Annotated in this window: 24 protein-coding genes; 15 read left to right on the plus strand and 9 right to left on the minus strand. The window is 67.1% G+C overall.

Annotated elements, in window-relative coordinates; all coding sequences use genetic code 11:
• Positions 1-28 precede the first annotated feature (28 nt).
• A complete protein-coding gene (locus AC5P5V_RS07560; RefSeq protein WP_008265098.1) occupies positions 29-358 on the minus strand; it encodes a J domain-containing protein in 330 nt (109 codons plus the stop codon).
• 144 nt (positions 359-502) lie between these two features.
• Between AC5P5V_RS07560 and AC5P5V_RS07565 the strand changes: the two genes are divergently transcribed.
• The 8 genes from AC5P5V_RS07565 (at position 503) to AC5P5V_RS07600 (ending at position 8,371) form a co-directional block, all read left to right on the plus strand.
• On the plus strand, positions 503-1,429 hold the full coding sequence (locus AC5P5V_RS07565) for a phosphoribosylaminoimidazolesuccinocarboxamide synthase (protein WP_061478205.1): 927 nt from the start codon (positions 503-505) through the stop codon (positions 1,427-1,429).
• Positions 1,430-1,628: 199 nt separating this feature from the next.
• Positions 1,629-2,114 carry an Mpo1 family 2-hydroxy fatty acid dioxygenase gene (locus AC5P5V_RS07570; RefSeq protein WP_061478206.1) on the plus strand — a complete coding sequence of 162 codons (486 nt, stop codon included), beginning with the start codon at positions 1,629-1,631 and terminating at the stop codon, positions 2,112-2,114.
• 331 nt (positions 2,115-2,445) lie between these two features.
• Positions 2,446-5,277 carry a monovalent cation/H+ antiporter subunit A gene (locus AC5P5V_RS07575; protein WP_154351528.1) on the plus strand — a complete coding sequence of 944 codons (2,832 nt, stop codon included), beginning with the start codon at positions 2,446-2,448 and terminating at the stop codon, positions 5,275-5,277.
• The gene (locus tag AC5P5V_RS07580; protein ID WP_010482669.1) at positions 5,277-5,669 is read left to right on the plus strand and encodes a Na+/H+ antiporter subunit C; all 393 of its coding nucleotides are present in this window, start codon (positions 5,277-5,279) and stop codon (positions 5,667-5,669) included. Before AC5P5V_RS07575 ends, AC5P5V_RS07580 begins: the two co-directional genes overlap by 1 nt.
• A complete protein-coding gene (locus AC5P5V_RS07585) occupies positions 5,666-7,201 on the plus strand; it encodes a monovalent cation/H+ antiporter subunit D (protein ID WP_134968156.1) in 1,536 nt (511 codons plus the stop codon). Before AC5P5V_RS07580 ends, AC5P5V_RS07585 begins: the two co-directional genes overlap by 4 nt.
• A complete protein-coding gene (locus AC5P5V_RS07590) occupies positions 7,198-7,704 on the plus strand; it encodes a Na+/H+ antiporter subunit E (RefSeq protein WP_061480225.1) in 507 nt (168 codons plus the stop codon). The genes AC5P5V_RS07585 and AC5P5V_RS07590 overlap by 4 nt, the downstream gene beginning before the upstream one ends.
• Complete coding sequence (locus tag AC5P5V_RS07595; protein WP_005411334.1) at positions 7,701-7,985, plus strand: K+/H+ antiporter subunit F; 285 nt, start codon at positions 7,701-7,703, stop codon at positions 7,983-7,985. The genes AC5P5V_RS07590 and AC5P5V_RS07595 overlap by 4 nt, the downstream gene beginning before the upstream one ends.
• Positions 7,982-8,371 carry a Na+/H+ antiporter subunit G gene (locus AC5P5V_RS07600; RefSeq protein ID WP_049401677.1) on the plus strand — a complete coding sequence of 130 codons (390 nt, stop codon included), beginning with the start codon at positions 7,982-7,984 and terminating at the stop codon, positions 8,369-8,371. The genes AC5P5V_RS07595 and AC5P5V_RS07600 overlap by 4 nt, the downstream gene beginning before the upstream one ends.
• An 83-nt stretch (positions 8,372-8,454) precedes the next feature.
• Here AC5P5V_RS07600 and AC5P5V_RS07605 read toward each other — a convergent pair whose 3' ends face one another.
• Both AC5P5V_RS07605 and AC5P5V_RS07610 read right to left on the minus strand, forming a co-directional pair.
• Positions 8,455-9,420, minus strand: a complete 966-nt coding sequence (locus AC5P5V_RS07605) for a sodium:calcium antiporter (protein WP_061480227.1) — start codon at positions 9,418-9,420, stop codon at positions 8,455-8,457.
• A gap of 73 nt (positions 9,421-9,493) precedes the next feature.
• On the minus strand, positions 9,494-10,150 hold the full coding sequence (locus AC5P5V_RS07610) for a hypothetical protein (protein ID WP_061480228.1): 657 nt from the start codon (positions 10,148-10,150) through the stop codon (positions 9,494-9,496).
• Between the two features lie 125 nt (positions 10,151-10,275).
• On the opposite strand from AC5P5V_RS07610, the gene AC5P5V_RS07615 reads away from it, so the two are divergent.
• The gene (locus AC5P5V_RS07615; RefSeq protein ID WP_061480229.1) at positions 10,276-10,782 is read left to right on the plus strand and encodes a hypothetical protein; all 507 of its coding nucleotides are present in this window, start codon (positions 10,276-10,278) and stop codon (positions 10,780-10,782) included.
• An 84-nt stretch (positions 10,783-10,866) separates the two neighbouring features.
• Here the strand turns inward: AC5P5V_RS07615 and hmgA are convergent, their stop codons facing one another.
• Together hmgA and hppD are read right to left on the minus strand one after the other, a co-directional pair.
• A complete protein-coding gene (gene hmgA, locus AC5P5V_RS07620; protein WP_005411339.1) occupies positions 10,867-12,165 on the minus strand; it encodes a homogentisate 1,2-dioxygenase in 1,299 nt (432 codons plus the stop codon).
• A 103-nt stretch (positions 12,166-12,268) separates the two neighbouring features.
• Entirely contained in the window at positions 12,269-13,381 is a 1,113-nt protein-coding gene (gene hppD, locus AC5P5V_RS07625; RefSeq protein ID WP_185807468.1) for a 4-hydroxyphenylpyruvate dioxygenase, read from the minus strand.
• A gap of 129 nt (positions 13,382-13,510) precedes the next feature.
• Here hppD and AC5P5V_RS07630 point away from each other — a divergent pair, with 129 nt between their 5' ends.
• A complete protein-coding gene (locus AC5P5V_RS07630) occupies positions 13,511-14,005 on the plus strand; it encodes a MarR family winged helix-turn-helix transcriptional regulator (RefSeq protein ID WP_072168901.1) in 495 nt (164 codons plus the stop codon).
• A gap of 81 nt (positions 14,006-14,086) precedes the next feature.
• Here AC5P5V_RS07630 and AC5P5V_RS07635 read toward each other — a convergent pair whose 3' ends face one another.
• From AC5P5V_RS07635 to AC5P5V_RS07650, 4 genes are all read right to left on the minus strand, one after another.
• Positions 14,087-15,226, minus strand: a complete 1,140-nt coding sequence (locus tag AC5P5V_RS07635) for a hypothetical protein (protein ID WP_061480231.1) — start codon at positions 15,224-15,226, stop codon at positions 14,087-14,089.
• A gap of 226 nt (positions 15,227-15,452) precedes the next feature.
• Entirely contained in the window at positions 15,453-16,058 is a 606-nt protein-coding gene (locus AC5P5V_RS07640; RefSeq protein ID WP_154351531.1) for a thioredoxin family protein, read from the minus strand.
• Between the two features lie 19 nt (positions 16,059-16,077).
• Positions 16,078-17,577, minus strand: a complete 1,500-nt coding sequence (locus AC5P5V_RS07645) for a peptide MFS transporter (protein WP_061480233.1) — start codon at positions 17,575-17,577, stop codon at positions 16,078-16,080.
• A 181-nt stretch (positions 17,578-17,758) separates the two neighbouring features.
• Positions 17,759-18,634 carry a tryptophan 2,3-dioxygenase gene (locus tag AC5P5V_RS07650; RefSeq protein WP_005419892.1) on the minus strand — a complete coding sequence of 292 codons (876 nt, stop codon included), beginning with the start codon at positions 18,632-18,634 and terminating at the stop codon, positions 17,759-17,761.
• Between the two features lie 335 nt (positions 18,635-18,969).
• Here AC5P5V_RS07650 and pdhA point away from each other — a divergent pair, with 335 nt between their 5' ends.
• The 5 genes from pdhA to AC5P5V_RS07675 all read left to right on the plus strand — a co-directional run bounded on the left by pdhA (position 18,970) and on the right by AC5P5V_RS07675 (position 24,069).
• A complete protein-coding gene (pdhA, locus tag AC5P5V_RS07655; protein ID WP_061480235.1) occupies positions 18,970-20,052 on the plus strand; it encodes a pyruvate dehydrogenase (acetyl-transferring) E1 component subunit alpha in 1,083 nt (360 codons plus the stop codon).
• Entirely contained in the window at positions 20,045-21,112 is a 1,068-nt protein-coding gene (locus AC5P5V_RS07660) for an alpha-ketoacid dehydrogenase subunit beta (protein WP_005419896.1), read from the plus strand. Before pdhA ends, AC5P5V_RS07660 begins: the two co-directional genes overlap by 8 nt.
• Before the next feature lies 1 nt (position 21,113).
• Complete coding sequence (locus tag AC5P5V_RS07665) at positions 21,114-21,467, plus strand: SH3 domain-containing protein (RefSeq protein ID WP_005411349.1); 354 nt, start codon at positions 21,114-21,116, stop codon at positions 21,465-21,467.
• A complete protein-coding gene (locus AC5P5V_RS07670) occupies positions 21,464-22,849 on the plus strand; it encodes a dihydrolipoamide acetyltransferase family protein (RefSeq protein WP_231352357.1) in 1,386 nt (461 codons plus the stop codon). Before AC5P5V_RS07665 ends, AC5P5V_RS07670 begins: the two co-directional genes overlap by 4 nt.
• Positions 22,850-23,028: 179 nt before the next feature.
• Positions 23,029-24,069, plus strand: a complete 1,041-nt coding sequence (locus tag AC5P5V_RS07675; RefSeq protein ID WP_231352358.1) for a hypothetical protein — start codon at positions 23,029-23,031, stop codon at positions 24,067-24,069.
• The last annotated feature ends 25 nt before the right edge of the window (positions 24,070-24,094 follow it).

Below are 24,094 nucleotides of genomic sequence, written 5' to 3' on the forward strand. Positions count from 1 at the left end.
CCGGGCCTTGCAACGAGGGGAAAGTGGGTCAGCGCTTGCGCAGGGTCTTGATGCGGTCGTAGGCGGCATTGATCCGCCGCGACTTCTGCTCGGCCTGCTGCTGCAGCTCGGGGGCGGCGCCGCCAAGCTTGTCGGGGTGGTACTGCGAGATCAGCTTGCGGTAGGCGCGCTCGATCTCGGCGTCGGTGGCCTCGGAGGTCAGCCCCAGCTCCCGGTACGGGTTTTCCTTGTTCAGGCGGAACCAGTCGCTGTCGAAGGCGTGGCCAATCAGCAGGCCGACCACCGCGCCGAACAGCGGATTGGGCCGGAACAGCAGGGCGCCGGCGATGAATCCGAGCAGTTTTCCGTACCAGCGCATGGCGCTCCGGGGTCGACCGACGAAATGGACGCTCATTTTACGTCACAGCGGGCCCGGACGGCTTTACACTAGGCCGCCCGCTGGTCAGCGGGCCCGCCGGGTCCGTTGGGCAGCAGCCGTATCGACAACGCCCCAGGAGTGCCCGTGCCAACCACGCTGTTGCAATCCGATCTCCCCGGCCTGCCCTTGCGCCATCGCGGCAAGGTGCGTGATGTGTTCGATATCCCGCGCGAGCGGCTGCCTGCAGGGACCCCGCCGGGCGACTACCTGCTGATGGTGGCCACCGATCGCCTGTCGGCGTTCGACGTGGTCCTGCCCGACCCGATCCCGGGCAAGGGCGAGATGCTCTGCCAGGTCTCCAACTTCTGGTTCGCCAAGACCGCGCACCTGATGCCCAACCACCTGACCGGCATCGACGTGGCCAGCGTGCTGCCCGAAGGCGTGGATCCGGCGCTGTACGCCAAGCGCGCGGTGGTCACCCGCAAGCTGAAGCCGGTGCCGGTGGAAGCGATCGCCCGCGGCTACCTGATCGGCAGCGGCTGGAAGGATTACCAGCGCACCGGCAAGGTCAGCGGCATCGACCTGCCCGACGGCCTGCGCCAGGCCGAACAGCTGCCCGAGCCGATCTTCACACCCTCGACCAAGGCCGCAGTCGGCGACCATGACGAGAACATCGATTTCGACGCGATGGTGAAGCAGGTCGGTGCGGAACTGGCCGAGCGGGTGCGCGACGCCACCCTGCGCATCTACAAGTTCGCCGCCGATTACGCCCGCGAGCGCGGCATCCTCCTGGCCGACACCAAGTTCGAGTTCGGTACCGACGCCGATGGCCGGCTGTACATCATGGACGAGATGCTGACGCCGGATTCCTCGCGTTACTGGCCGGCCGACGAGTACGAAGTGGGCACCAGCCCGCCGAGCTACGACAAGCAGTTCGTGCGCGATTACCTGGAGACGCTGGACTGGGGCAAGACCGCCCCGGGTCCGAACATCCCGGCCGACATCATCGAGCGCACCCGCGCCAAGTACGCCGAGGCGCTGCAGCGCCTGGCCGGGATCAGCGTCGACTGATCCGCCTGCGCCCCTGGCCGGAAAGGCGGGGGGCGCGTTCGGTAGTGCCGGCCGCTGGCCGGCGCTTCGGTGAACCTGCAGCGAGGCATGGCCTGATCCTGGTAGTGCCGGCCGCTGGCCGGCAACCTCGCGAACTCGGCTATGCTCTGGTTTGCCGGCCAGCGGCCGGCACTACCGTTGTCCGAGGAAGCGACGCAGCATGCAGACATCCACCGAGCTTGCGCGGCCGATCGACCGCTATTTCGCCAGCTACTCCGACGACCACCGCAACGTGATCAACCAGCGCATCCACGTGGTGGCGGTGCCGGCGATCCTGTGGTCGGTGGTGGCCCTGCTGTGGTGCCTGCCGCCGCTGATCACCTGGTTCCAGTACGGCATCTGGTCGGCGTTCGCGATGTTCAGCGCCTGGTGCTTCTACAACAAGCTGTCGCGCCCGCTGGGCATCGGCATGCTCGTCCAGTTCTTCGTATTCGGCTGCCTGTGCCGCCTGCTGGAGGCCGAGATCGGCCTGCAGGCGCTGCGCTGGCTGGCGGTGGGCGTGTTCGTGGTGGCCTGGATCGCGCAGTTCATCGGCCACACGTTCGAGGGTCGCAAGCCCAGCTTCCTGACCGACCTGACCTACCTGCTGATCGGCCCGGCCTGGGTGATGGCCAAGTTCTATCGCAAGCTCGACTGGCGCTACTGATCGCCGGCGGTCGACAGCGGCCGTCGTTTCCTGAACGGGCGAATTCCATCACCCACACTCCACGGCGGCCCTGCCAGCCTGCGCCGGTGACTCGCTCCCCGCCTTCCGTCCATTGACGGCAGCCCCTGTGCGACAGGGCCTGCGGTCTCCCTGCGTGAGCGTAGGGTGTCCCCCGAGGGCAACCGGAAGGGACCGCAGGAACGTGATGTTGCGGCGCGGAAAAAATGAATCAGCGAACGTTACATGCAATTGATCGCTGTTTGATGGGTTTCGGCGACATTTCGCAGCCTGTTATTCTCCCTGACCTGCTCGTGAATCATGGATTCCCTGCATGCTCTCCAGCCTGCCCCTGCTGCTGGCCCTGCCGTTCCTGATGGCAGCGGCTGTTGCGGCCTTCCCCCGTAGTTCGCGCTCGACTGCTGCCTGGCTGGCGGCGCTGGCGCCGTTGGGCGGGCTGGCCATCCTCGGCTGGCTGACCCCGGCGGTGCTCGATGGCCAGGTGGTCCGCACCCTGGTCCCCTGGCTTCCACAGATCGGCCTGGACTTCACCCTGCGCCTGGACGGGCTGGCCTGGATGTTCGCCGGGCTGGTGCTGGGCATCGGCGCCCTGGTGGTGCTGTATGCGCGCTACTACCTCAGCCAGCAGGACAACGCGCACCGCTTCTACTGCTACCTGCTGCTGTTCATGGGCGCGATGCTGGGGATGGTGCTGTCGGGCAACCTGCTGTTGCTGATGATCTTCTGGGAAATGACCAGCATCAGCTCGTTCCTGCTGATCGGCTTCTGGTCGCACCGCCAGGACGCACGCGAAGGCGCGCGCATGGCGCTGGTGATCACCGGCGGCGGCGGCCTGGCCCTGCTCGGTGGCGTGCTGCTGATCGGCCGCATCGTCGGCAGCTTCGACCTGGATGTGGTGCTGGCCGCCGGCGAGCAGATCCGCGCCAGCACGCTGTACCCGTACGCCCTGTTCCTGGTGCTGGCCGGCATCTTCACCAAGAGCGCGCAGTTCCCGTTCCACTTCTGGCTGCCGCACGCGATGGCAGCGCCGACCCCGGTCTCGGCCTACCTGCACTCGGCCACCATGGTGAAGGCCGGCGTGTTCCTGCTGGCGCGGCTGCATCCGGCGCTGGCCGGCAGCGACCTGTTCTTCTATACGGTCAGCGGCATCGGCGCGCTGACCCTGCTGATCGGTGCCTGGAACGCGATCTTCCAGCACGACCTGAAAGGCCTGCTGGCGTACTCGACCATTTCCCACCTGGGCCTGATCACCCTGCTGTTCGGCCTGTCCACGCCGATGGCGGTGGTCGCCGGCGTGTTCCACATCCTCAACCACGCCACCTTCAAGGCTTCGCTGTTCATGGCCGCCGGCATCATCGACCACGAAACCGGCACCCGCGACATGCGCAAGCTGGGGGGGCTGCGCAGGCTGATGCCGTTCACCAGTGCGCTGGCGATCATCGCCTCGCTGGCGATGGCCGGCATCCCGCTGCTCAACGGCTTCCTGTCCAAGGAAATGCTGTTCGCCGAGGCACTGACCGCCGGTGGCGGCCCGGGCGCGATGCGCACGGCGGTGTCGATCGCTGCGTTGCTGGCAGGCGTGTTCGGCGTGGCGTACAGCCTGCGCTTCGTGCACGACACCTTCTTCGGCACTGGCCCGCACGACCTGGACCGCGTGCCCCACGAGCCGCCGCGCTGGATGAAGGTGCCGGTGGAGCTGCTGGTGGTGATCTGTGTGGCGGTGGGCGTGGCACCCGCACTGACCGTCGCGCCGGTGCTGCACGCCGCTGCCGCCTCGATCCTCGGCACCGCCATGCCCGAATACAGCCTGGCGGTGTGGCACGGCTTCAACCTGCCGCTGGCGATGAGCGCGATCGGCGTGGTCGGTGGCGTGGCGCTGTACTTCGGCCTGCGCAGGCTGATCAACCTGCATGCCGTGACCAATGTCAGCACGGGCCGCAACGTGTTCCACGCCCAGCTGGACGCCGTGTCCGCGCTGGCCATGCGCCTGACCAGCGGCATCGCCAATGGCAGCCTGCAGCGCATGCTGCTGGGCCTGGTGCTGGTGGCGATCGTGGTTGCCGCTGCGCCGTTCGTGGCCAACCCTGCCTCGCCGAACTGGACCGCGCCGCAGCCGATTCCGCTGCTGGGCTGGGCCCTGTGGCTGGTGATGATGGCCTGCGCGGTCGCCACCCTGCGCATCTACAAGCAGCGCCTGCTGGCGGTGCTGCTGGTCGGCGGCGTCGGCCTGATGGTGGCGCTGACCTTCGTGTTCCTGTCCGCGCCCGACCTGGCCCTCACCCAGCTGCTGGTGGAGATGGTGACGCTGGTGCTGATGCTGCTGGGCATGAACTACCTGCCTGCGCAGTCCGGCCCGGAGCGGCCGCGCTGGCGCAAGCGCCGCGACGCGGTGATCGCGATCATCGCCGGTGCCGGGCTTGGCGCGCTGGCCTATTCGGCGATGACCCTGCCGCCGAACACCATGGCTGGCGAGCTGCTCGCCCGCGCGTTGCCCGAGGCCTACGGCCAGAACGTGGTCAACGTGATCCTGGTCGACTTCCGCGGCTTCGATACCTTCGGCGAGATCACCGTGTTCGGCATCGCCGCGCTGGTGGTGCATGCGCTGCTGCGGCGTACGCGGATGGCGCCGGAGCAGATCATGCCCGGCCCGCCGATCAAGCTGCCGGTGCCGGCCGACCTGGCGCAGATCATGTTCCCGCTGACCCTGACCGTGTCGATCTTCCTGTTCCTGCGCGGGCACAACGCACCGGGTGGCGGCTTCATCGCCGGCCTGGTATTGGCAGTGCCGCTGCTGATCCAGTACGTGATCCAGGGCACTGCATCGGTGGAGTCGCGCTTCGGCTTCGACTATATCCGCTGCATCGGCATGGGCCTGCTGATCGCCCTGCTCAGCGGCAGCGCGTCGATGCTGTTCGGCGTGCCGTTCCTGACCAGCGGTCATCTCGACCTGCACCTGCCGCTGATCGGCGACGTGCCGCTGGCCAGCGCGATCGGTTTTGACATCGGCGTCTATCTGGTGGTGTTCGGCGGCGCCATGCTGATGCTGTCGATGATGGGCACGATCAAGCCGTCGCGTACCCGCACTGCCCGCAAGGGTGAGATCGACCTGCAACGCCGCTCGGCACGCACCGGGGAGATGCACTGATGGAACTGGCCCTGGCTACCGCGATCGGCGTGCTGACCGCCATCGGCATCTACCTGCTGCTGCGTGCGCGCAGCTTCGATGTGATCCTCGGCATGACCTTCCTGTCCTACGCCACCAACCTGCTGATCTTTGCCGGTGGCCGCGTGGTGCTGGGCAAGGCGCCGGTGCTGCAGGAAGGCGTGGACAGCCACCTGGGCAACTACACCGACCCGCTGCCACAGGCGCTGGTGCTGACCGCGATCGTGATCGCCTTCGCGATGACAGCCGTGAGCATCGTGCTGGCCATGCGCAGCCGCAGCGACAACCACAGCGACCACGTGGACGCCCACGAACCGGATGACGACCTGCAGGATGAGCGCGTGCCGCCGCGCCAGGACGAGGACCGCGCATGAATCATCTGGTGATCCTGCCGATCCTGATTCCGCTGCTGGGTGCTGCACTGTCGCTGTTCGTCGAACACCGCCGCTATGGCCCCCGGGTGCAGCGCGCGGTGGCCTGGACCGCGCTGTCGGCGCTGGCGCTGGCGGTCGGGCTGCTGTTTGCCACCACGGCCAGTGGTGAAATCAACGTCTACCTGCTGGGCGACTGGCCGTCGCGGCTGGGCATCGCGCTGGTGGCCGACCGGCTGTCGGCGTGGATGCTGCTGACCACCCTGCTGCTGGCCATTCCCTGCCTGCTGCACGCCTGCTCGGGCTGGGACCGCCGCGCGCCGCACTTCCATGCGCTGTTCCAGTTCCAGCTGGTCGGCCTCAACGGCGCGTTCCTGACCGGCGACATCTTCAACCTGTTCGTGTTCTTCGAGGTGATGCTGATCGCCTCCTACGGCCTGCTGCTCAGTGGCGGCCGCGGCCTGCGCATGCGCATCGGCCTGCACTACGTGGTGTTCAACGTCACCGCCTCGACCCTGTTCCTGGTCGCGCTGGGCCTGCTGTATGCCTCGCTGGGCTCATTGAACATGGCCGAGCTGTCGCAGCGCATCGCCGAGGTACCGCCGGCACAGCTGACCCTGGTGAAGGCGACCATGGGCCTGTTGCTGCTGGTGTTCTGCGCCAAGGCCGCGCTGATGCCGCTGTACCTGTGGCTGCCGGAAGCCTATTCGCGCGCACCGGCGGCGGTGGCGGCGCTGTTCGCGATCATGACCAAGGTCGGCCTGTACTCGGTGCTGCGCATCCAGATGCTGTGGTTCGGCGACGATGCCGGCGCGATGGCCGGCTATGGCCGCGACTGGCTGCTGTGGGCCGGCGTCGCGACGCTGGTGCTGGGCGGCCTCGGCGCGCTGGCCGCGACCCGCCTGCGCGTACTGATCTCCTACCTGGTGATCGTGTCGGCGGCCACGCTGTTCATCGCCTTCTCGGTGGGCACGCCCCAGGTGCTCTCGGCTGGCCTGTACTACCTGCCACACAGCAGCTTCGTCGCTGCCGCGCTGTTCCTGGTCGCCGATCTGATCCGCCGCCGTCGCGGTAGCGCCAGCGACCGCAAGGAAGTGGTCGCGCCGATGCCGGGCAAGGAAACGCCCGCCGTGTTGTTCCTGATCGGCGCGGTGTCGGTGGCCGGCCTGCCGCCGCTGTCCGGCTTCCTGGCCAAGGCTGCGCTGCTGGCCGGCATGCCGGCGCAGTACACCGGCCCGGTCTGGACCGCCGTTCTGGTCAGCAGCCTGCTGGTGATCATGGGCCTGACCCGGGGGGGCATCCGCCTGTTCTGGCGCGTGCCGCCGGTTGATCCGGAAGCGCCGGTACCACGCAAGGCGCGGCTGCGCCGGGTCGAGCTGTACGCGGCCTGCATCCTGCTGGCCTACGGCATCGGCATGACCCTGGCCGCAGCACCGCTGATGCGCTACACCGACGCCACCGCCGCGCAGCTGCTGCACCCCAGCGAGTATGTGCAGCAGCTGCGTGCGACTGCACCGGAGATCCGCCAGCCATGACCGCCCAGCGCTCCCTGTTCCGTCGCCTGATTCCGTCGCCGATGCTCAGCATCATGGTGGTGGCATTCTGGCTGCTGATGTCCGACAGCTTCACCCTCGGCCAGATCGTGCTGGGGCTGGTGCTGGGCGTGGTGGTGCCGCTGTTCGCCGCGCGCCTGGATCGCGAGTTCGCCCGCATCGGCACCCTGCGCCCGTTGCCGAAACTGCTGTGCGTGACCCTGTGGGACATCCTGATGTCCAACATCCGCGTTGCCCTGCAGGTGCTGGGCCCGGAGAAGAACATCCACCCGGGTTTCATCTGGTTGCCGCTGGACATCGCCAACATCCACGGCATCGCCGCGCTGACCAGCATGATCACGCTGACCCCGGGCACGGTCTCGGCCGCGCTCAGCGACGACCGCAAGTTCCTGCTGGTGCACGTGCTGCACCTGGAGGACCCACAGGACCTGATCGATACGATCAAGCGCCGCTACGAGGCGCCGTTGATGGAGATCTTCCCATGACCGGTTTTGAAGTCATCCAGACCACCCTGGTGGTGTGCATGCACGTGGTCGGCCTGGCGATGCTGCTGGCCACCTGGCGCCTGCTGCGCGGGCCGACCGTGCCCGACCGCATCCTCGCGCTGGACACGCTGTCGGTGACCGCGATCGCCGAGCTGATGCTGTTCGGCATGTACCTCAACTCGCCGATCTACTTCGAGGCCGCGCTGATCATCGCCATGCTCGGCTTCGGCAGCACCGTGGTGCTGAGCAAGTTCGTGCTGCGCCGGGACATCGTCGAATGATCACCGCGATCCAGATCGGCCTGTCGATCCTGCTGCTGTTCGGCTGCTTCTTCATCCTGGTCGGCGCACTGGGCCTGGTGAAGCTGTCCACCTTCTTCAAGCGCCTGCACGCACCGACCAAGGCCAGCACGCTGGGCGTGGGCTGCGTGCTGGTGTGCTCGGTGTGCTACCACATCTTCCTCGGCCAGGACCCGCAGCCACGCGAGCTGCTGATCACCGTGTTCCTGTTCATCACCGCACCGATCAGCGCGCACATGATGGCCAAGGCGGCGTTGTCGCTGCTGATGGAAACCCGCCCCAGCCTGCCGGGCAACGAGCCGGCCGCCGAGGAGCAGCTGCCGCCGCCGGAACCGGTGCGGGAAGAAGAAACCACGCAGAACCGGTAGTGCCGGCCGCTGGCCGGCAATGTGACGCCCGGTAGGTGCCGACCGCTGGTCGGCACGAACAGCGGCCGAGCATGGGCTCGGCTCTACAGCGCCGGTGCGCCGACCAGCAGCAGCTCCAGCACGAACCAGCCTACGAACGCGACCAGCAGGATCCCGCCTTCGCCACGACTGATCTTCAGGTCGCCGCGCAGCATCGGGTACAGCACCAGCGCGAACGCCAACAGCGCCGGCAGTTCCAGGCGCACGAACGAGGCCGGCAACGCCAACGGCTGCAACACCGCCATCGCGCCGATCACCAGCAGCAGGTTGACCACGCTGGAACCCAGTACGTGGCCGAGCACCATGTCGCCATGCCCGCGACGCGAGGCGGCAATGGCAGTGGCCACCTCGGGCAGTGCGGTGCCGATCGCCACCGGCAACAGGCCGACCAGCAACGGCGTCCAGCCCAGTGCGGCACCGAAGTCGGCCGCAGCACCCACCACCAGGCGCGCGCCCCAGTACAGGGTCAGTGCGGCGATCAGCACGCGCAGCACGTTCAACGGAAGGCTGGTGCGGCTCAGCGCGGATTCGGCGATGGCTGCCTGCACCTCGGCGCTCTCGACGCGGCCGCGGCGCAGCAGCAGCACCTGCATGACGATGAAGCCCGCCACCAGCACGCCGCCTTCCCAGCGCACCAGGTGACCATCCAGGCCGAACAGGATCAGCAGCACGGCGGCCGCCAGCAGCGACCACCACAGCACCGCCTGCAGGCGCGCGCGCAGCAACAGGGGCGCGGCGATGGCGGCCACGGCCAGGGTCAGGCCCAGATTGACGATGCTGCTGCCGACCGCATTGCCCAGCGCCAGCTCTGGCTGGCCCACCGCCAGCGCGCGTGCGTTGACCGCCAGTTCCGGCAACGAGGTGGCCACCCCGAGCAGCAGCAATCCGGCGGTGAACGGGCTGGCCCCGAAACGCTGGGCCAGGCCGGACACGGCCTTGACGATGGAGTCCCCGCCCAGGGCCAGCAGCAGCAGGCCAAGCAGGAACCAGGCAATGGCAATGGCGATCATCGAGCACTCCCCCAGCAGTGGTGGCGCGATTCTACGCGTGGCCCGAGCGCATGGCTGGGCGGTGGATCAAGGATCAGCCACAGCCTTCCGCATAGTCGACCTGCGGGGTCTGCCCGACCCGCCAGGCCCCCACCCGGCCATCGGCACCAAGCGCGAAGTCGATCACTGCCCCGCCCTCCTGCGCCGGCCGCACGCGCAGGTGCTGGGCCTTCTCGTCGTACTTGTCGGGACCGACGTCAGCGCGCTCGGGATACAGCACCTGCAGCTCGCCCAGGGTCATGCCGACCTTGCCGCCGCCCGGTGCAGTGATGGCGGCGCTGCGCACGTCGTAGCGCACCAGCTTGCGGCCTTCGATCATCAGCCGCGGGTCCTCGGCATCCTGCGGGCGCAGGAAGTAGCAGCCGTCGTTGCCGTCGTCGGCGGGCAAGGGCTTGCCACTGGCGTCGGTGCCCAGTCCCTGCAGCGGCGTGCCGAAGCCGCTGCGGACCTCGGCGATGCCGGCGCCCAGCGTGACGCCGCCGAAGCCATCCAGGCGCGCCGGGCTGTCCTTGCGGAGGTCGTTCGCCGGGCGGGCCGCCAGATCAGGATCCGTCGATTGGGCCGGACCGGTCGCCGACGCGGTTTCCGCCGGGGTGTCGCTGCCGCTGCCGGCGGCGCCCTGCTTGTCGGGGCCGCCACTGCAGGCGGCGAGCGAAAGGAGCAACAGACCAGCAATCGGGAGGTGCTTCATCGGTGCGGTTCCCTGGCACGAAGGTAGCTGCACGCTAGCGCAGCGCGCGTGCAGAGGCTGCATTGTCATCGCGGTTTCATCGCCCTCGTTCAGGCTCGGCGTGCACCGACCTGGCTGTCCCTTCCATGCAACCGCGCAAGACCGAACTCGCCCGAACCGCGCTGCAGGCCCATCGCGCGCCGCTGGACATGCGCCAGCGCCGGTTGCTGATCCTGTGCGACGGCCAGCGCACCCTGGCCGACCTCACCGGCCTGATCGGCCAGGACGCGGCGGCCATGGTCATCCAGCTGGTGCAGGCCGGTTACCTGAGCACCGGGACCGCCGCCACAGCCGCCCCGCCACCACCCGCAGCCGCGGCTGCACCCGCAACCGGCAGCGAACGCCGCCGCTCACTGGTGGCCGCGCGCATCTACGTGCTGGGGATCCTGGAGATGCAGCGCCACCCACAGGCAGTGGCCCTGTTCCGCGAACTGCAACAGGCCCGGGCCGAGAGCGATGTCCTGCAGGTACTTCAGTCTGCGATGCGGACGCTGCCCGGGCTGACCTCGGAAGGCTACTGCCAGCGCGTACGCCAACGCCTGCTGGAAGCGCTGCCGTTGGAGCACTGCGACGCGTTCGCCGAGGTGGCCTGAAGAAAAAGGGGACGGAGGGGATTAAGTCGTTTCAAGCACACGTGTGCTGATTGCGGCTTAATCCCCTCCGTCCCCTTTTTCGGATCAGCGGAAGTTGTTGCGCAGGCCGTTCCAGCACTGCTGGTAGTCGCCCTGACGGTGGCCGGCGGCCAGGGCCTGTGCGGTCGGGCGGATCACCGCGCGGGTCTCGAACATGAAGGCCATCGTGTCCTTGATCACGTCCGCCTTGGACAGATCGGCATTGGACGCCTTGTCGAAGGTCGGTGCGTCCGGGCCATGGCCGCTCATGCAGTTGTGCAGCGATGCGCCTCCCGGCACGAAGCCTTCGGCCTTGGCATCGTAGGCACCGTGCACCAGGCCCATGAATTCGCTGGCGATGTTGCGGTGGAACCACGGCGGGCGGAACGTGTTCTGCGCCACCAGCCAGCGCGGCGGGAAGATCGCAAAATCCATGTTGCTGGTTCCCGGCGTGTCGCTGGGCGAATGCAGCACCAGGAAGATCGACGGATCCGGGTGGTCGTAGCTGATCGAGCCAATGGTGTTGAAGCGGCGCAGGTCGTAGCGGTACGGCGCGTAGTTGCCGTGCCAGGCCACCACGTCCAGCGGCGAATGGTCGATCGGCGCACGCCACAGGCGGCCCTCGAATTTGGCGATCAGCTCGAAATCGCCATCGACATCCTCGAACGCCGCGTGCGGGGTTTCGAAGTCGCGCGGATTGGCCAGGCCGTTGGAACCGATCGGGCCAAGGTCGGGCAGCTTCAGCAGCGCACCGTAGTTCTCGCAGATGTAGCCGCGGCTCGGGCCATCGGGCAGTTCAACGCGGAACCGCACGCCGCGCGGGATCACCGCGATCTGCTGCGGCTCGATCTCGATCACGCCCAGCTCGGTCAGCAGGCGCAGCGCGCCCAGCTGCGGCACGATCAGCAGCTCACCGTCGGCATCGTAGAAGTAGCGGCCGACCATGTCGCGGTTGGCAGCGTAGAGGTGGATGCCCACGCCAGCATGCGCATCGGGCGAACCGTTGCCCCCCATCGTGTACAGGCCTTCGACGAAGTCGGTCGGCAGCTCCGGCAGCGGCAGCGGACTCCAGCGCAGCTGGTTCGGCGAGGCCGGCTGTGCGCCGAAATCACATTGCAGCTGCGACTGCGCGAACGGGGTGAACTCGCCATGGGTCACCGCCGGACGGATCCGGTACAGCCAGCTGCGGCGATTGCTGCCGCGCGGCGCGGTGAACGCGGTGCCGGTCAACTGTTCGGCGTACAGGCCGTGGGCCACCTTCTGCGGCGAGTTCTGCCCGACCGGCAGCGCGCCGGCGACGGCCTCGGTGGCGAATTCGTTGCCGAAGCCGGACTGGTAGCCGCGGGCGGTGATGGCGGGGGACATGGGGGCTCCTGAAAAACGGCAAGACCGGAACGGAAAGCAGCCGAGCATGGCTCGGCTCTACAGGCAAGCAGGCGCCGGGCGTGACCCGGCGCTGCCCAGGACCTTACAGCACGCCGCGGCGGATCTGGTCGCGCTCGATGCTCTCGAACAGCGCGGTGAAGTTGCCTTCGCCGAAGCCCTCGTTGCCCTTGCGCTGGATGATCTCGAAGAAGATCGGGCCGATGCAGTTCTGGGTGAAGATCTGCAGCAGCTTGCGCTGGTGGGTTTCCGGATCGGCATCGATCAGGATCTTGTTCCTGGCCAGGCGCGGCACGTCTTCACCGTGGTTCGGCACGCGCTGGTCGATCACGTCGAAGTAGGTCTCCGGCGTGTCGAGGAAGTCCACGCCCTGCGCGCGCATCGCTTCGACCGTGTCGTAGATGTTCTCGGTGAAGCAGGCGATGTGCTGGATGCCCTCGCCCTTGTACGCGTCCAGGTACTCGTTGATCTGGCTCTTCGGGTCGGACGATTCGTTCAGCGGGATGCGCACGATGCCGTCCGGCGCGGTCATCGCCTTGGACACCAGGCCGGTCTTCAGGCCCTTGATGTCGAAGTAGCGGATCTCGCGGAAGTTGAACAGGCGCTCGTAGTAGTCCGACCACTGCTGCATGTTGCCGAAGTACAGGTTATGGGTCAGGTGGTCGATGAAGGTCAGGCCGAAGCCCACCGGGTGCAGGTCGGCACCGGCGATCGGCTCGTAGTCGCCGTCGTAGATGCTGCCGGCGCTGCCATAGCGATCGACCAGGTACAGCATGCAGTCGCCGATGCCCTTGATGACCGGCGCGCTGACCGCCTTGCTGTCCGGCTTGAAGGCGATGGCTTCGGCGCCGTTGCCCAGCGCGGTCTGGTAGACCTCCTGGCCCGGCTTCTTGAAGCGGATGGCGAAGCCGCAGGCGCACGGACCATGCTTTTCGGCGAAGTCGGCGGCGAACGAATCGGGGTCTTCATTGACCAGGAAGTTGACGTCGCCCTGGCGATAGACGGTAATCGGACGCTGCTTGTGCTTGAGCACCGCGCTGAAGCCCATCTTCCGGAAGTACTCGTGCAGCTCCTGGCCGCGGCCGGCCGGGGCGGCGAATTCGACGAACTCGAAGCCGTCGATGCCCATCGGGTTCTCGAAGGTGGTGACCTGCATGCCGGGGTTGGGATGCGAGGCGGTCGGGACTGCGGTATTCATGGCGTGGCTCCGAATCGGTACCGCATCGGTACAAACCAGGTGCGGGCAGGTAGGGACCCGGCGAGAATGCAGGGTCTGGACCCACCCCTTATAGTTACACTTGAAACCACCAGCAAGGTGCACCGCAACATGAGCCCCGCCGATCCTGCCTCGACCCGCCTGCGTGCCTCGCACGTCCTGCTCGACCTGGAACAGTTCCTGCCGTACCGGCTGAGCGTGCTGTCCAACCGGGTCAGCGGCAACATCGCCAAGCTATACGGCGATCGTTACGGTCTGGCGATCCCTGAGTGGCGGGTGATCACCATCCTGGCGCTGTACCCGGGCTCCTCGGCCAGCGAGGTCTCCGACCGCACGGCGATGGACAAGGTGGCGGTCAGCCGCGCCGTGGCCCGCCTGCTGGAGCGCGGCTTCATCAAGCGCGAGACGCATGGCGACGACCGCCGCCGCTCGGTACTGGCGCTGTCGGCCGCCGGCTTCGAGGTGTACGAGACCATCGCGCCGATGGTGATCGAGATCACCCGCAAGCTGATGTCGGTCCTGAGCGACGAGGAAGAACAACTGCTGGAAAAGCTGATCCTGCGCCTGGCCGGCGAAGGCCTGGAGCGGATGGGCGAAGGGGTCTGAACGAAAAAGGGGACGGAGGGGATTAAGTCGTAATGAGCACAGGTGTGCCTGAAACGACCTAATCCCCTCCGTCCCCTTTTTTCAGCTCAGGTGCTTGCGCCTTGCGTGGATCCACGGCACGGCCAGTGCTGCGATGGCGCCGCCGGCGAAGCCCAGCGAGGCGGCAACCGTGGCGGCTTCGACCGCGCCGGGCAGCGCCAGCGCCGCAGCCACCAGCAGCAGCGACGGCAGGCCGACGAAGGTGCCCAGGAAGAAATGCCAGCGCGGTGACCATGTATTGAGCTGCAGCAGGCTGACCGGTTGCCAGGCGTCGGACGCGGCATCCTCGGCGATCTTCGCCACCACCTTGCCCAGATCCACTTCCGGCAGCGCGCGCCCCAGGCGGGCGGTCGCCAGCACTTCGGCCACGGCCTCCACCGGTGGGAAGCTGGACGGCCACGCCACCGGGGCCGGCACGCCGTAAGCGGTCAGCAGCGGCACGCTCAGCCACGGCGCCACCAGCGGGCGCATGCGGCGGCGGCCGTGCACGCACCAGATCTGCGGCTGGCCCTGCGCGGTGACGTTGTACAGCGCCAGTTCGTTGGCGGGCGGATAACCCAGCATGGTCACCCGCGCCGCCAGGCTGTCCTGGCCCATCGCACGCAGGAAGCCCGGGCGGCTGCGCCCTTCCTGCATCCACGCCAGGCCCAGCGCACCCACCAGGTACGCCTCCGCCACGTCCTTGCTGCCCGCCGTGGCGCGCTCGTCACTGGCCAGGTACCACGCCAACGACTTCGGCTCGGTGACATCCTCCAGGCCCCACCGGCTGTCATCCCCCAGCACGTGCCGCACCGGCAGACGGGCAGGCGCGGTTTCGCCACGCTCCCCGGTCTGCAGGAACGGCAGCACGCCCTGGATGAAGGTGGACAGCTCGATCGCGCGCGCGCCATGGCCCTGCCATTCCGGCGGCAGCAGCCCGGCCAGCTGGCCTTCGGCGGCCAGCGCATCAAGGCGCGCCTTCTGCTCGACCAGTTTCTGCACCGCACCCTTCAGCACCACGTTATCGGGCAGCGCGATCTGCGGCAGGCGATGGCGCGGCGGGGCCAGTTCGACGGTTTCCTCGCCGGTGCCGGCGTCGTCCAACAGGGTTTCCTGCGCCGGCAAAGTCACGCCCTCGCCTGCCCCACCCTCGGCCAGGTGGCTGGCAGGTTCGGGCAATCGTTCGGCGTGGTCGCTGTGCATGGGCGTTCCGGTAGGTTGCGTCGACGGGGCGTCGACTGAGGTCCTTGCCGGTAACGGCGAGCGCGTTGCGAAGTTGAGATGCCGATTCAGGGAGTGTGACCGCAACCACAGTAGAGCCACGCCATGCGTGGATGCACTTCTGTGCCGACCAACGGTCGGCACCCACCGGGGTAGGCGGCCGCGGTCGGCATCCACCAGAGCATGACGGCCAGCGGCCGGCACTCCCCTATTCCGGTTTGTCGGGTGCCCACTGCTTGAGGAACGCGCTCACCCGCGCAGGCTGGAAGGCTTCGCCCTTGCGCAGCTCAGCAGTGGCCTGCGAGACCAGCAGGCTGCCATCGGCGTCCAGTACCAGCAGGTGCGGGTAGTCGCGCTCCATCACCGGGAACTGGGCGAAGAAGGCGGTGTTGGGCTGTTCGTCGCTGGCGTTGACCTTCACCCACACGTAGTGGGCATCGCGGAAGCGACGCAGGTCGCCGCTGCCTTCCACCACATCGTCCAACGCCCGGCAGCGTTCGCAGGCGGCGTTGCCGACCTCCAGCAGGATGCGCTTCTTGCCGCGCTGGGCTTCCACCTTGGCGGTGGCCAGGTCGTCGGCGGGGTTGCGGGACGGGTCGAACTGCGCGCCGAGCCCAGCGATGGCGGCGATGTCTGCCGCCACCGGGGTGTTGCCCGAGGCCACCGGTTCGCTGGGGTCAGCGACCGGTGGCTCGGTGGGTCGGGTGTCCAGCGGCTGCGTGGGCTCGGCGGTGGCAGGCGGTTGCGGTTGGGAACAGGCGCCGATCAGCGCCGCACAGACCACCACCATTGCACCACCGAGCTTGCTGCGCATGCTTTCTACCCTCGCTTCATTACTTGACGCCGTGCATCAGCTTGTTGATCAGCGGGGCGATCAGGAACAGCACCACGCCGGAGCCGATCAGGGCCCAGAACCCGAAGGTATACCCCTTCAGGGCCGACTCGACCGTCATGCCGCCTTCACCACTGACCACGCCAGCGAAGATGCCCGACAGGTTGTTGCCGATGCCGGTGGACAGGAACCAGCCACCCATGCCGAAGCCGACCAGGCGCACCGGGGCCAGCTTGGTCACCATCGACAGGCCGATCGGCGACAGGCACAGCTCACCCACGGACTGGATGACGTAGACCATGAACAGGGTCCAGAACGGGATCTTGCCGTCCACGACCATCTGCGACAGGGCGAACATCAGCAGCGCGAAGGCGGCGCCGTTGAACAGCAGGCCCAGGCCGAACTTGCGTGGGATGGACGGATTGGCGCGGCCCATCGCCACCCAGATCCAGGCGATGACCGGTGCCAGGGTGATGATCGCCACCGAGTTGACCGACTGGAACCACGCGGTCGGGAAGGTCCAGCTGCCGAACTGGCGGTTGACGATGTTCTCGGCCAGGAAGGTGAACGAGCTGCCGGCCTGTTCGAAGAACATCCAGAACATCACGTTGAAGGCGAAGATGATCAGCATCGCGATCACGCGGTCGCGCTGCACCTTGCCCTCGCGGACGCCCTCGACCAGCAGCAGGATGGCCAGCGCGGTGAACATCGCGCCCAGGATCCAGGCCAGCGCGGTGGCGCCGGTAGCCAGCAGGAAGTAGGCCACCGGGATGGCGACCACGGCACCGGCCAGCACCATGATGATGCGGCCGAAGCCTTCCGCGCCGGCCGGCGGTGCACCGATGCCCTTCAGGCCGGCACGACCGATGTAGAACCACACCAGCGAGATCAGCATGCCCACGCCCGAGGCGATGAACACGACCTTGTAGGACGGCATCGCATCGGTACCGAACACCTTGCGGGCCAGGTACTCGGTCAGCACCGGGGCGATCATCGCGCCGATGTTGATGCCCATGTAGAAGATGGTGAAGCCCGAATCGCGGCGCTCGTCCTTCAGGCCGTACAACTTGCCGACCATGGTCGAGATGTTGGGCTTGAACAGGCCGTTGCCGACGATGATGGTGGCCAGGCCGAGCTTGAAGATGTGCTCCTGCGGCAGCGAGATCATGAACAGGCCGGCGGCCATGATGATCGCGCCGGTCAGGATCGAGCGCTGGTAGCCCAGTACCCGGTCGGCCACGTAGCCGCCAAAGATGGCCGCGGCGTACACCAGGGCCAGGTAGGCGCCATAGATGCGGCTGGCGTCGCCTTCACCGGCAGCGCTGCCGTTGTAGAACTGGGCAACGATGTAGAGCACCAACGCCCAGCGGATGCCGTAGAACGCAAAGCGTTCCCAGAACTCGGTCATGAACAGCATCCACAACGGGCGCGGGTGGCCCAGCGTGGTCTTGAAGTCCGGCAGTGCCGGCTCTGGGGTGTTCGCAGTGGCGTTTACGCTCATGCGGATTTCCTGGTTCGGTGGATGACGAGCACGTCCGCTGTGCAGTTGGAGCAACGCGCGAGGATCACCGACTTCTGGCGTTCACGTCAAATACACGCCGTTTGAGGCAGGTGGCAGCCTGCTCCCTGAACTTGCATCTGAAACGATCCAGCCGCGGGCCGGGAACCAAGCTGAATGGGGATCAGCCCAGCGCTGCCGGGGGCGCGGCCTGCAGGCTGGTGCGCACCTGGAACAGCTCGGGGAAGAAGGTCAGTTCCAGCGCCTTGGCCAGGAAGCCCACGCCGGACGAACCGCCGGTGCCGCGCTTGAAGCCGATCACCCGCATCACGGTGCGCATGTGTCGGAATCGCCACAGCTGGAAAGCCGTCTCCAGGTCCACCAGGTCCTCGCACAGCGCGTACTCGCGCCAGTAGCGGTCGGTGTCCTGGTAGATGCGCTCGAAGACCGGCTGCAATGCGTCGTCGGCCACGTGCGGCTGGGTCCAGTCGTGGGCCTCGTAGACCGCCGGGACAGCATGGCCAAAGCGGGCCAGGTACTTCAGGAATTCCTCGTACAGGCTCGGCGCCTCCAGCACGGTGCGCAGCTGCGCCTGCCCGGCCGGGTCGTGCTCGAACACCTGCAGCATCTGCGCGTTCTTGTTGCCCAGCAGGAACTCGATGTAGCGGTACTGCAGCGACTGGAAGCCCGACGACGGGCCCAGCACGTCGCGGAAGCCCATGTATTCGGACGGGGTCAGCGTTTCCAGCACCGACCACTGCTCGGTCAGCTGGCGCAGCACCTGCTTGCTGCGCGCCAGCACCTTGCGGCACTGCCAGACTTCATCGCGCTGCAGGAAGCCGATCGCGGCACGCAGTTCGTGGCCCAGCAGCTTCAGCCACAGCTCCGAGGTCTGGTGCTGGATGATGAAGAGCATCTCGTCATGGTGCGGCGGGCTGGACAGCGGCTGCTGCGCGCTGAGCAGCTGGTCCAGCCGCAGGTAGCCGCCGTAGGTCAGGCGTCCCTGCAGGTCGGTGTGGATGCCGGCTTCGAGATCGCGTTGGTTGTTGTCGACGGACATGGGCGGGACCAGATCGGGGGCGGCAAGGGTAGCGCGTTGCCGCCGCGCTGGCAGCCGCCGGGTCCATACCGGGGCGTGCGGCTGGCCGTGGAGCATCGGCCGATGCCGGGCCTGCGCGTGGAACCGTCCGCGCCGTTGTACCGGCGGTCAGCCAGAGGCGTATTCTGATGCTTTGCAGCAACGACTGAATACGTTGTTGTTATTGGCCCCCCACCCGCCGGCAGGGGTAAAACGGGGAATCTCCGTGTTGCGGCGCAGGAAGGCTATTCCGTACGCGTTCCTTAACATGGCGATTCATATCATTTGTAACTTCTCTGTCGAAGGTGCAGTACGCAATGACGGTTGCCGCTGAATTCAAGATCGAATACCTGCAGTACCTGGACACGGACGGCACGCTCGTCCGTGACGACCTGCCCGCGTCGCTGCGCGACCCCAAGGTGCTGGTACCGCTGTTCAAGCAGATGCTGTTCGTACGTACGTTCGACAGCAAATCCATCGCGCTGCAGCGCACCGGCAAGCTCGGCACGTATGCCGCCTGCCTGGGCCATGAAGCCGCCCACGTGGGTATCGGCGCGGCGATGCAGAAGGACGACGTGTTCGCGCCTTCGTACCGCGAGTATGGCGCGATGTTCATGCGTGGCGTGCGCCCGCACGACGTGCTGATGTACTGGGGCGGCGACGAACGCGGCAACGATTACGGCGGCAACGCGGCCAGGGACTTCCCGTTCTGCGTGCCGATTTCCACCCAGTGCCTGCATGCGGCAGGTGCTGCGCTGAAGTTCAAGCTCAACAAGGAACCGCAGATCGCCGTGGCGGTGTGCGGCGACGGCGGCAGCTCCAAGACCGACTTCTACGCGGCACTGAACTCGGCCGGCGCCTACAAGCTGCCGCTGATTCTGTGCATCGTCAACAACGGCTGGGCCATCTCGGTGCCGCGTTCGGCCCAGACCGGTGCCGAAACACTGGCGCAGAAGGGCCTGGCCGGTGGCCTGCACTGCCTGCAGGTGGACGGCAACGACCTGATCGCGGTGCTGGCGGCAATGGAGCAGGCGCGCGAACGTGCGCTGGCCGGCGACGGCGGCACCGTGCTGGAACTGATGACCTACCGCCTGTCCGACCACACCACCGCCGATGACGCGCGCCGCTACCGCGACGACGCCGAAGTGAAGGATGCCTGGCAGCGCGAGCCGATGCTGCGCCTGCGCAAGTACCTGGTCAACGCCGGCGTGTGGAGCGAGGACGAGGAAGCCGCGTGGGTCGCCGAGTGCGGCACGCGCGTGGACGAGGAAGTGAACCTGTACCTCAACACGCCGGTGCAGCCGGTCGAGGCGATGTTCGACTTCCTGTATGCCGATCCGCCGCCGGACCTGCTGGCCCAGCGTGCCCAGGCGATCGCCCTGGAGAAGCGCCATGGATGAGATCAAGAACGGCGCGCCCGGCGCGCACACCAACGCCGCCGACAGCGCTGCGGTCGCGCGCGGAGATGACAGCATGACCACCACCCCGATCACCCTCATCGAAGCCATCACCCAGGCGCTGGCCTGGGAACTGGAACACGACCCGTCGGTGCTGGTGCTGGGCGAGGACGTGGGCGTCAACGGCGGCGTGTTCCGCGCCACTGCCGGCCTGCAGCAGCGCTTCGGCTCGGACCGCATCCTCGACACCCCGCTGGACGAAACCACCATCGCCGGCCTGACGATTGGTCTTGCCGCGCAGGGCATGAAGCCGGTGGCCGAAGCCCAGTTCGATGGCTTCATGTACCCGATGGTCGACCATATCGTCTGCCACGCCGCGCGCCTGCGTTACCGCACGCGTGGCCGCCTGCACTGCCCGATGGTGCTGCGCGTGCCGTGGGGCGGTGGCATCCGCGCGCCGGAACACCACAGCGAAGCCAACGAGGCGATCTTCACCAACGTGCCGGGCCTGCGCGTGGTGCTGCCGTCGTCGCCGCAGCGTGCCTACGGCCTGCTGCTGGCTGCGATCCGCGAGCCGGATCCGGTGATCTACATGGAGCCCAAGCGCATCTATCGCCAGTACAAGGAAGTGGTCGTCAACGACGGCGAAGCGTTGCCGCTGGACGTCTGCTTCGTGCTGCGCGACGGCACCGACGTGACCCTGGTGACCTGGGGCGCGCAGGTGAAGGAAGCCCTGGAAGCGGCCGACAAGCTGGCCGGCGAAGGCATCAGTGCCGAAGTCATCGACGTGGCCACGCTGCGCCCGCTGGACTTCGCCACCATCGCCGAATCGGTGGCCAAGACCGGTCGCTGCGTGATCGTGCAGGAGGCCCCGAAGACCGCGGGCTTCGGCGCCGAGATCGCCGCGCGCCTGGCCGAGGAATCGATCTACGACCTGCTGGCCCCGGTCGAGCGCGTTACTGGCTACGACACCCACATTCCGCTGTTCCGCCTGGAAATGAAGTACCTGCCGAGCGTTGAGCGGATCGTGGCGGCGGCCAAGCGCGCGGTGGCGGCCGGCTGACATGCGGGCCCGCCTTCTGGGGGCTTACCGCAGCCAGTATCCCAACCCGCTCCGGTTCCACACCGGCCAGATCGTCGAAGTAGGTGTACGTGACGAGGAATGGCCGGCGTTTGCCTGGGTACGCACCAACGATGGGCGCGCTGGATGGGCGCCCATCGCCTGGTTGCAGCTGCTGGACGAGGGTCGCGCCGAAGCCCTGTGCGACTACGACGCCCGCGAGCTGGATGTGGAAAGCGGCGAGATGGTGAAGCTTCATCACGAACACGGCGGGTGGTGGTGGTCCGAGCGCGCCAATGGCGCGACGGGTTGGCTGCCGGCCCGCGAACTGGAACTGCTGGAAGAGAACTGCAAATGAGCCAGACCAAGAACTTCAACCTGCCCGACCTGGGCGAAGGCCTGCCGGACGCGACCATCGTCGAGTGGTTCGTCAAGGAAGGCGATGTGATCAAGCTGGACGAGCCGCTGGTCTCGATGGAGACCGCCAAGGCCGTGGTGGAAGTGCCCTCGCCGTTCTCAGGCAAGGTGCTGAAGCTGTCCGGCGCTGCCGGCGACATCATCCCGACCGGCTCGGTGCTGGCCAGCTTCGAACTGGACCCGAACCTGCCGCAGCGTGCCGATGGCCAGGACACCGGCCACAGCCATGGTCACGCAGCGCCTGCCGCTGCACCGACGCCGCCGCCGCTGCCGGCGGCCGCCGCACCGGTTGCCGTGGAAGAAGCCAAGCCCGCCGCGGCCGAGCGTGATGACGCCGGTACCGTGGTCGGCGCCATGCAGAGCTCCAACACCGTGCATGCCGAACAGGCACTGGCCGTCGGTGGCGTCAAGGCCGTGCCAGCCGTGCGTGCGATGGCGCGCAAGCTGGGCGTGGACCTGAGCCGCGTGGCCGCTACTGGCACCGATGGAGCGGTGACCATGGCCGACGTCAAGCAGGCCGCCGCCAACGGCACCGCCAAGCTCGGCGCTGCTCCGGCACCGGTTGCCGCCGCGTATGCCGCGCCGGCCCCGGCGCAGGTGTCTGCCCCGGTGCAGAGCGAAGCCCGCACCCCGCTGTCCGCCGCCGGCAAGCCGATGCGCACCCAGCCGCCGGGCGTGGTCGCCAAGGGCCAGCCGGAACCGCTGAAGGGCGTGCGCCGCAACATGGCCCGCGTCATGGCCGATGCGCACAGCAAGGTCGTGCCGACCACGCTGAACGACGACGCCGACATCCACGCCTGGCTGCCGGGCAACGACGTCACCGCCCGCCTGGTGCGCGCGATTGTCGTTGCCGCGCAGAAGGTGCCGGCCATGAACGCCTGGTTCGACGGTGAAGCACTGACCCGCACCCTGCACGCGCAGGTAGACATCGGCATCGCCGTGGACACCGACGACGGCCTGTTCGTGCCGGCCCTGCGCAATGCCGACATGCTCGACGCGCGTGGCATCCGAGAGGGCGTCAACCGCCTGCGCGAGCAGGTGGAATCGCGCTCGATCGCCGCCTCGGAACTAAGCGGCTACACCATCTCGCTGTCCAACTTCGGCATGTTCGCCGGCCGCTACGCGACCCCGGTCGTGGTGCCGCCGTGCGTGGCCATCGTCGGTGCCGGCCGTGCCCGCCACCAGATGACCCCGGTGATGGGCGGCGTGGAAGCGCACAAGGTAATCCCGCTGTCGGTCACCTTCGACCACCGCGCGGCGACCGGCGGCGAAGCCGCCCGCTTCCTGCGCGCGATGATGGACGACCTGGCGCTGGCCAGCTGATCGACTACCTGACCGGTGGGTGCCAACCGTTGGTTGGCACCTGACTTGGAAAGAACGCCGGGCATTGCCCGGCGTTTTTTTGTGCCCGCTCCTTCGCGCTCCATCCACGCATGGCGGGGATCTACTGGGCTCTCCGACCGTCGGTTGAAAGCCCAACGGAGCATTTTGAGAATAGTTGCATGGATTCCCAAGAGCAGCTCGATAGCCTTGAGCCTCTCTGCAGACGTCGAACTTCCGTGATTGAGACACCACCCACACTCGAAGAATTCATGAAGGCGGGCAATGATTTTTTCCGCGCCTCTCCATTCTTCCTACGGTTGACGAAGGACGAGGATCCGTCAGACACGAACTGGGTCCTTGGGATCATCTTCCTGCGCTGGCTCGCCCGAAATCACGCTTTCCTTGACGTATCGGTCGGCTCTACGGTGGCAGCCGCCCCCTCGCCGACAGATACCCTGGCATGCATCGAAGCTGCCTTCCAGGACGAAATCCCCGGTACTGCGTTCGACCCGGAATTGCTGGAGTTCACCGTTCGCTACTTCTGCATGGCCGCTCCCTACTTTTCGGACTTCTTCTCGTTGTTCCCCCAAGACGCCATGCCTTCGCCGGACGCCATGTGGGACAAACAGGAGGAGGTGTACGCAATTATCGACTCCCGTCTGCGGTCATGGCGCAACGGCGAGCCCCTCGTCCGGGCGGTCCTCCCCATGACCGATCAACAAGGAGACGCCGAACCGGCTACGCCGCTGGACGCTGACGTCTGGATCTCAACACTGGCAACGCTATCGGATGCTGCGGTCACCCACGAAGGATGCTGTGCATACGCCGACCACTTCTACACGCCTCTGACGAAACCAGCGTCAGTAGAAGTCGTTTTGGCGGTCATGAAGGAATTTCTTCGGAACCCGCCACATGATGCGTCAGTGATGTGCGCAGCGGAGAACTTCCTGTCGGATATTCCGTTCTCCCGCTACGTCAAAGCCTATTCCATCCTCGCGCCCGACCTCTTGGACGCCTCTTCAGATGCCGCGCTCAATCTCTTCAATTATCCAGGTTGTGAATTGACGCCACGTCAGGTCCGGCAGTTCATCAAGAAGCTCAGGCGGTGCAACCCCGAGCGCGATGTGGTCGGAGAACTGGCCCAGCTGGCCATTGCATGGAATTCGGAAGACGACGAGACATTTTCAATCGTCATCGAAGCAGCGCAGAAGCAAGGGTAGTTCCAGGAGCCGGCACGTACCGGCT

It is taken from the genome of Stenotrophomonas sp. YJH_SMC_130 (assembly GCF_059369035.1).

Bases quoted from the DNA above. Each gene is read 5' to 3' on its own strand.
- AC5P5V_RS07645 (WP_061480233.1), bottom strand. From the start codon at position 17,577: ATGAGCGTAAACGCCACTGCGAACACCCCAGAGCCGGCACTGCCGGAC.
- AC5P5V_RS07570 (WP_061478206.1), top strand. From the start codon at position 1,629: ATGCAGACATCCACCGAGCTTGCGCGGCCGATCGACCGCTATTTCGCC.
- hmgA (WP_005411339.1), bottom strand. From the start codon at position 12,165: ATGTCCCCCGCCATCACCGCCCGCGGCTACCAGTCCGGCTTCGGCAAC.
- AC5P5V_RS07610 (WP_061480228.1), bottom strand. From the start codon at position 10,150: ATGAAGCACCTCCCGATTGCTGGTCTGTTGCTCCTTTCGCTCGCCGCC.
- AC5P5V_RS07595 (WP_005411334.1), top strand. From the start codon at position 7,701: ATGACCGGTTTTGAAGTCATCCAGACCACCCTGGTGGTGTGCATGCAC.
- hppD (WP_185807468.1), bottom strand. From the start codon at position 13,381: ATGAATACCGCAGTCCCGACCGCCTCGCATCCCAACCCCGGCATGCAG.
- pdhA (WP_061480235.1), top strand. From the start codon at position 18,970: ATGACGGTTGCCGCTGAATTCAAGATCGAATACCTGCAGTACCTGGAC.
- AC5P5V_RS07635 (WP_061480231.1), bottom strand. From the start codon at position 15,226: ATGCACAGCGACCACGCCGAACGATTGCCCGAACCTGCCAGCCACCTG.
- AC5P5V_RS07600 (WP_049401677.1), top strand. From the start codon at position 7,982: ATGATCACCGCGATCCAGATCGGCCTGTCGATCCTGCTGCTGTTCGGC.
- AC5P5V_RS07590 (WP_061480225.1), top strand. From the start codon at position 7,198: ATGACCGCCCAGCGCTCCCTGTTCCGTCGCCTGATTCCGTCGCCGATG.
- AC5P5V_RS07585 (WP_134968156.1), top strand. From the start codon at position 5,666: ATGAATCATCTGGTGATCCTGCCGATCCTGATTCCGCTGCTGGGTGCT.
- AC5P5V_RS07615 (WP_061480229.1), top strand. From the start codon at position 10,276: ATGCAACCGCGCAAGACCGAACTCGCCCGAACCGCGCTGCAGGCCCAT.
- AC5P5V_RS07675 (WP_231352358.1), top strand. From the start codon at position 23,029: ATGGATTCCCAAGAGCAGCTCGATAGCCTTGAGCCTCTCTGCAGACGT.
- AC5P5V_RS07640 (WP_154351531.1), bottom strand. From the start codon at position 16,058: ATGCGCAGCAAGCTCGGTGGTGCAATGGTGGTGGTCTGTGCGGCGCTG.
- AC5P5V_RS07605 (WP_061480227.1), bottom strand. From the start codon at position 9,420: ATGATCGCCATTGCCATTGCCTGGTTCCTGCTTGGCCTGCTGCTGCTG.
- AC5P5V_RS07580 (WP_010482669.1), top strand. From the start codon at position 5,277: ATGGAACTGGCCCTGGCTACCGCGATCGGCGTGCTGACCGCCATCGGC.
- AC5P5V_RS07560 (WP_008265098.1), bottom strand. From the start codon at position 358: ATGCGCTGGTACGGAAAACTGCTCGGATTCATCGCCGGCGCCCTGCTG.
- AC5P5V_RS07660 (WP_005419896.1), top strand. From the start codon at position 20,045: ATGGATGAGATCAAGAACGGCGCGCCCGGCGCGCACACCAACGCCGCC.
- AC5P5V_RS07650 (WP_005419892.1), bottom strand. From the start codon at position 18,634: ATGTCCGTCGACAACAACCAACGCGATCTCGAAGCCGGCATCCACACC.
- AC5P5V_RS07670 (WP_231352357.1), top strand. From the start codon at position 21,464: ATGAGCCAGACCAAGAACTTCAACCTGCCCGACCTGGGCGAAGGCCTG.
- AC5P5V_RS07630 (WP_072168901.1), top strand. From the start codon at position 13,511: ATGAGCCCCGCCGATCCTGCCTCGACCCGCCTGCGTGCCTCGCACGTC.
- AC5P5V_RS07575 (WP_154351528.1), top strand. From the start codon at position 2,446: ATGCTCTCCAGCCTGCCCCTGCTGCTGGCCCTGCCGTTCCTGATGGCA.
- AC5P5V_RS07665 (WP_005411349.1), top strand. From the start codon at position 21,114: ATGCGGGCCCGCCTTCTGGGGGCTTACCGCAGCCAGTATCCCAACCCG.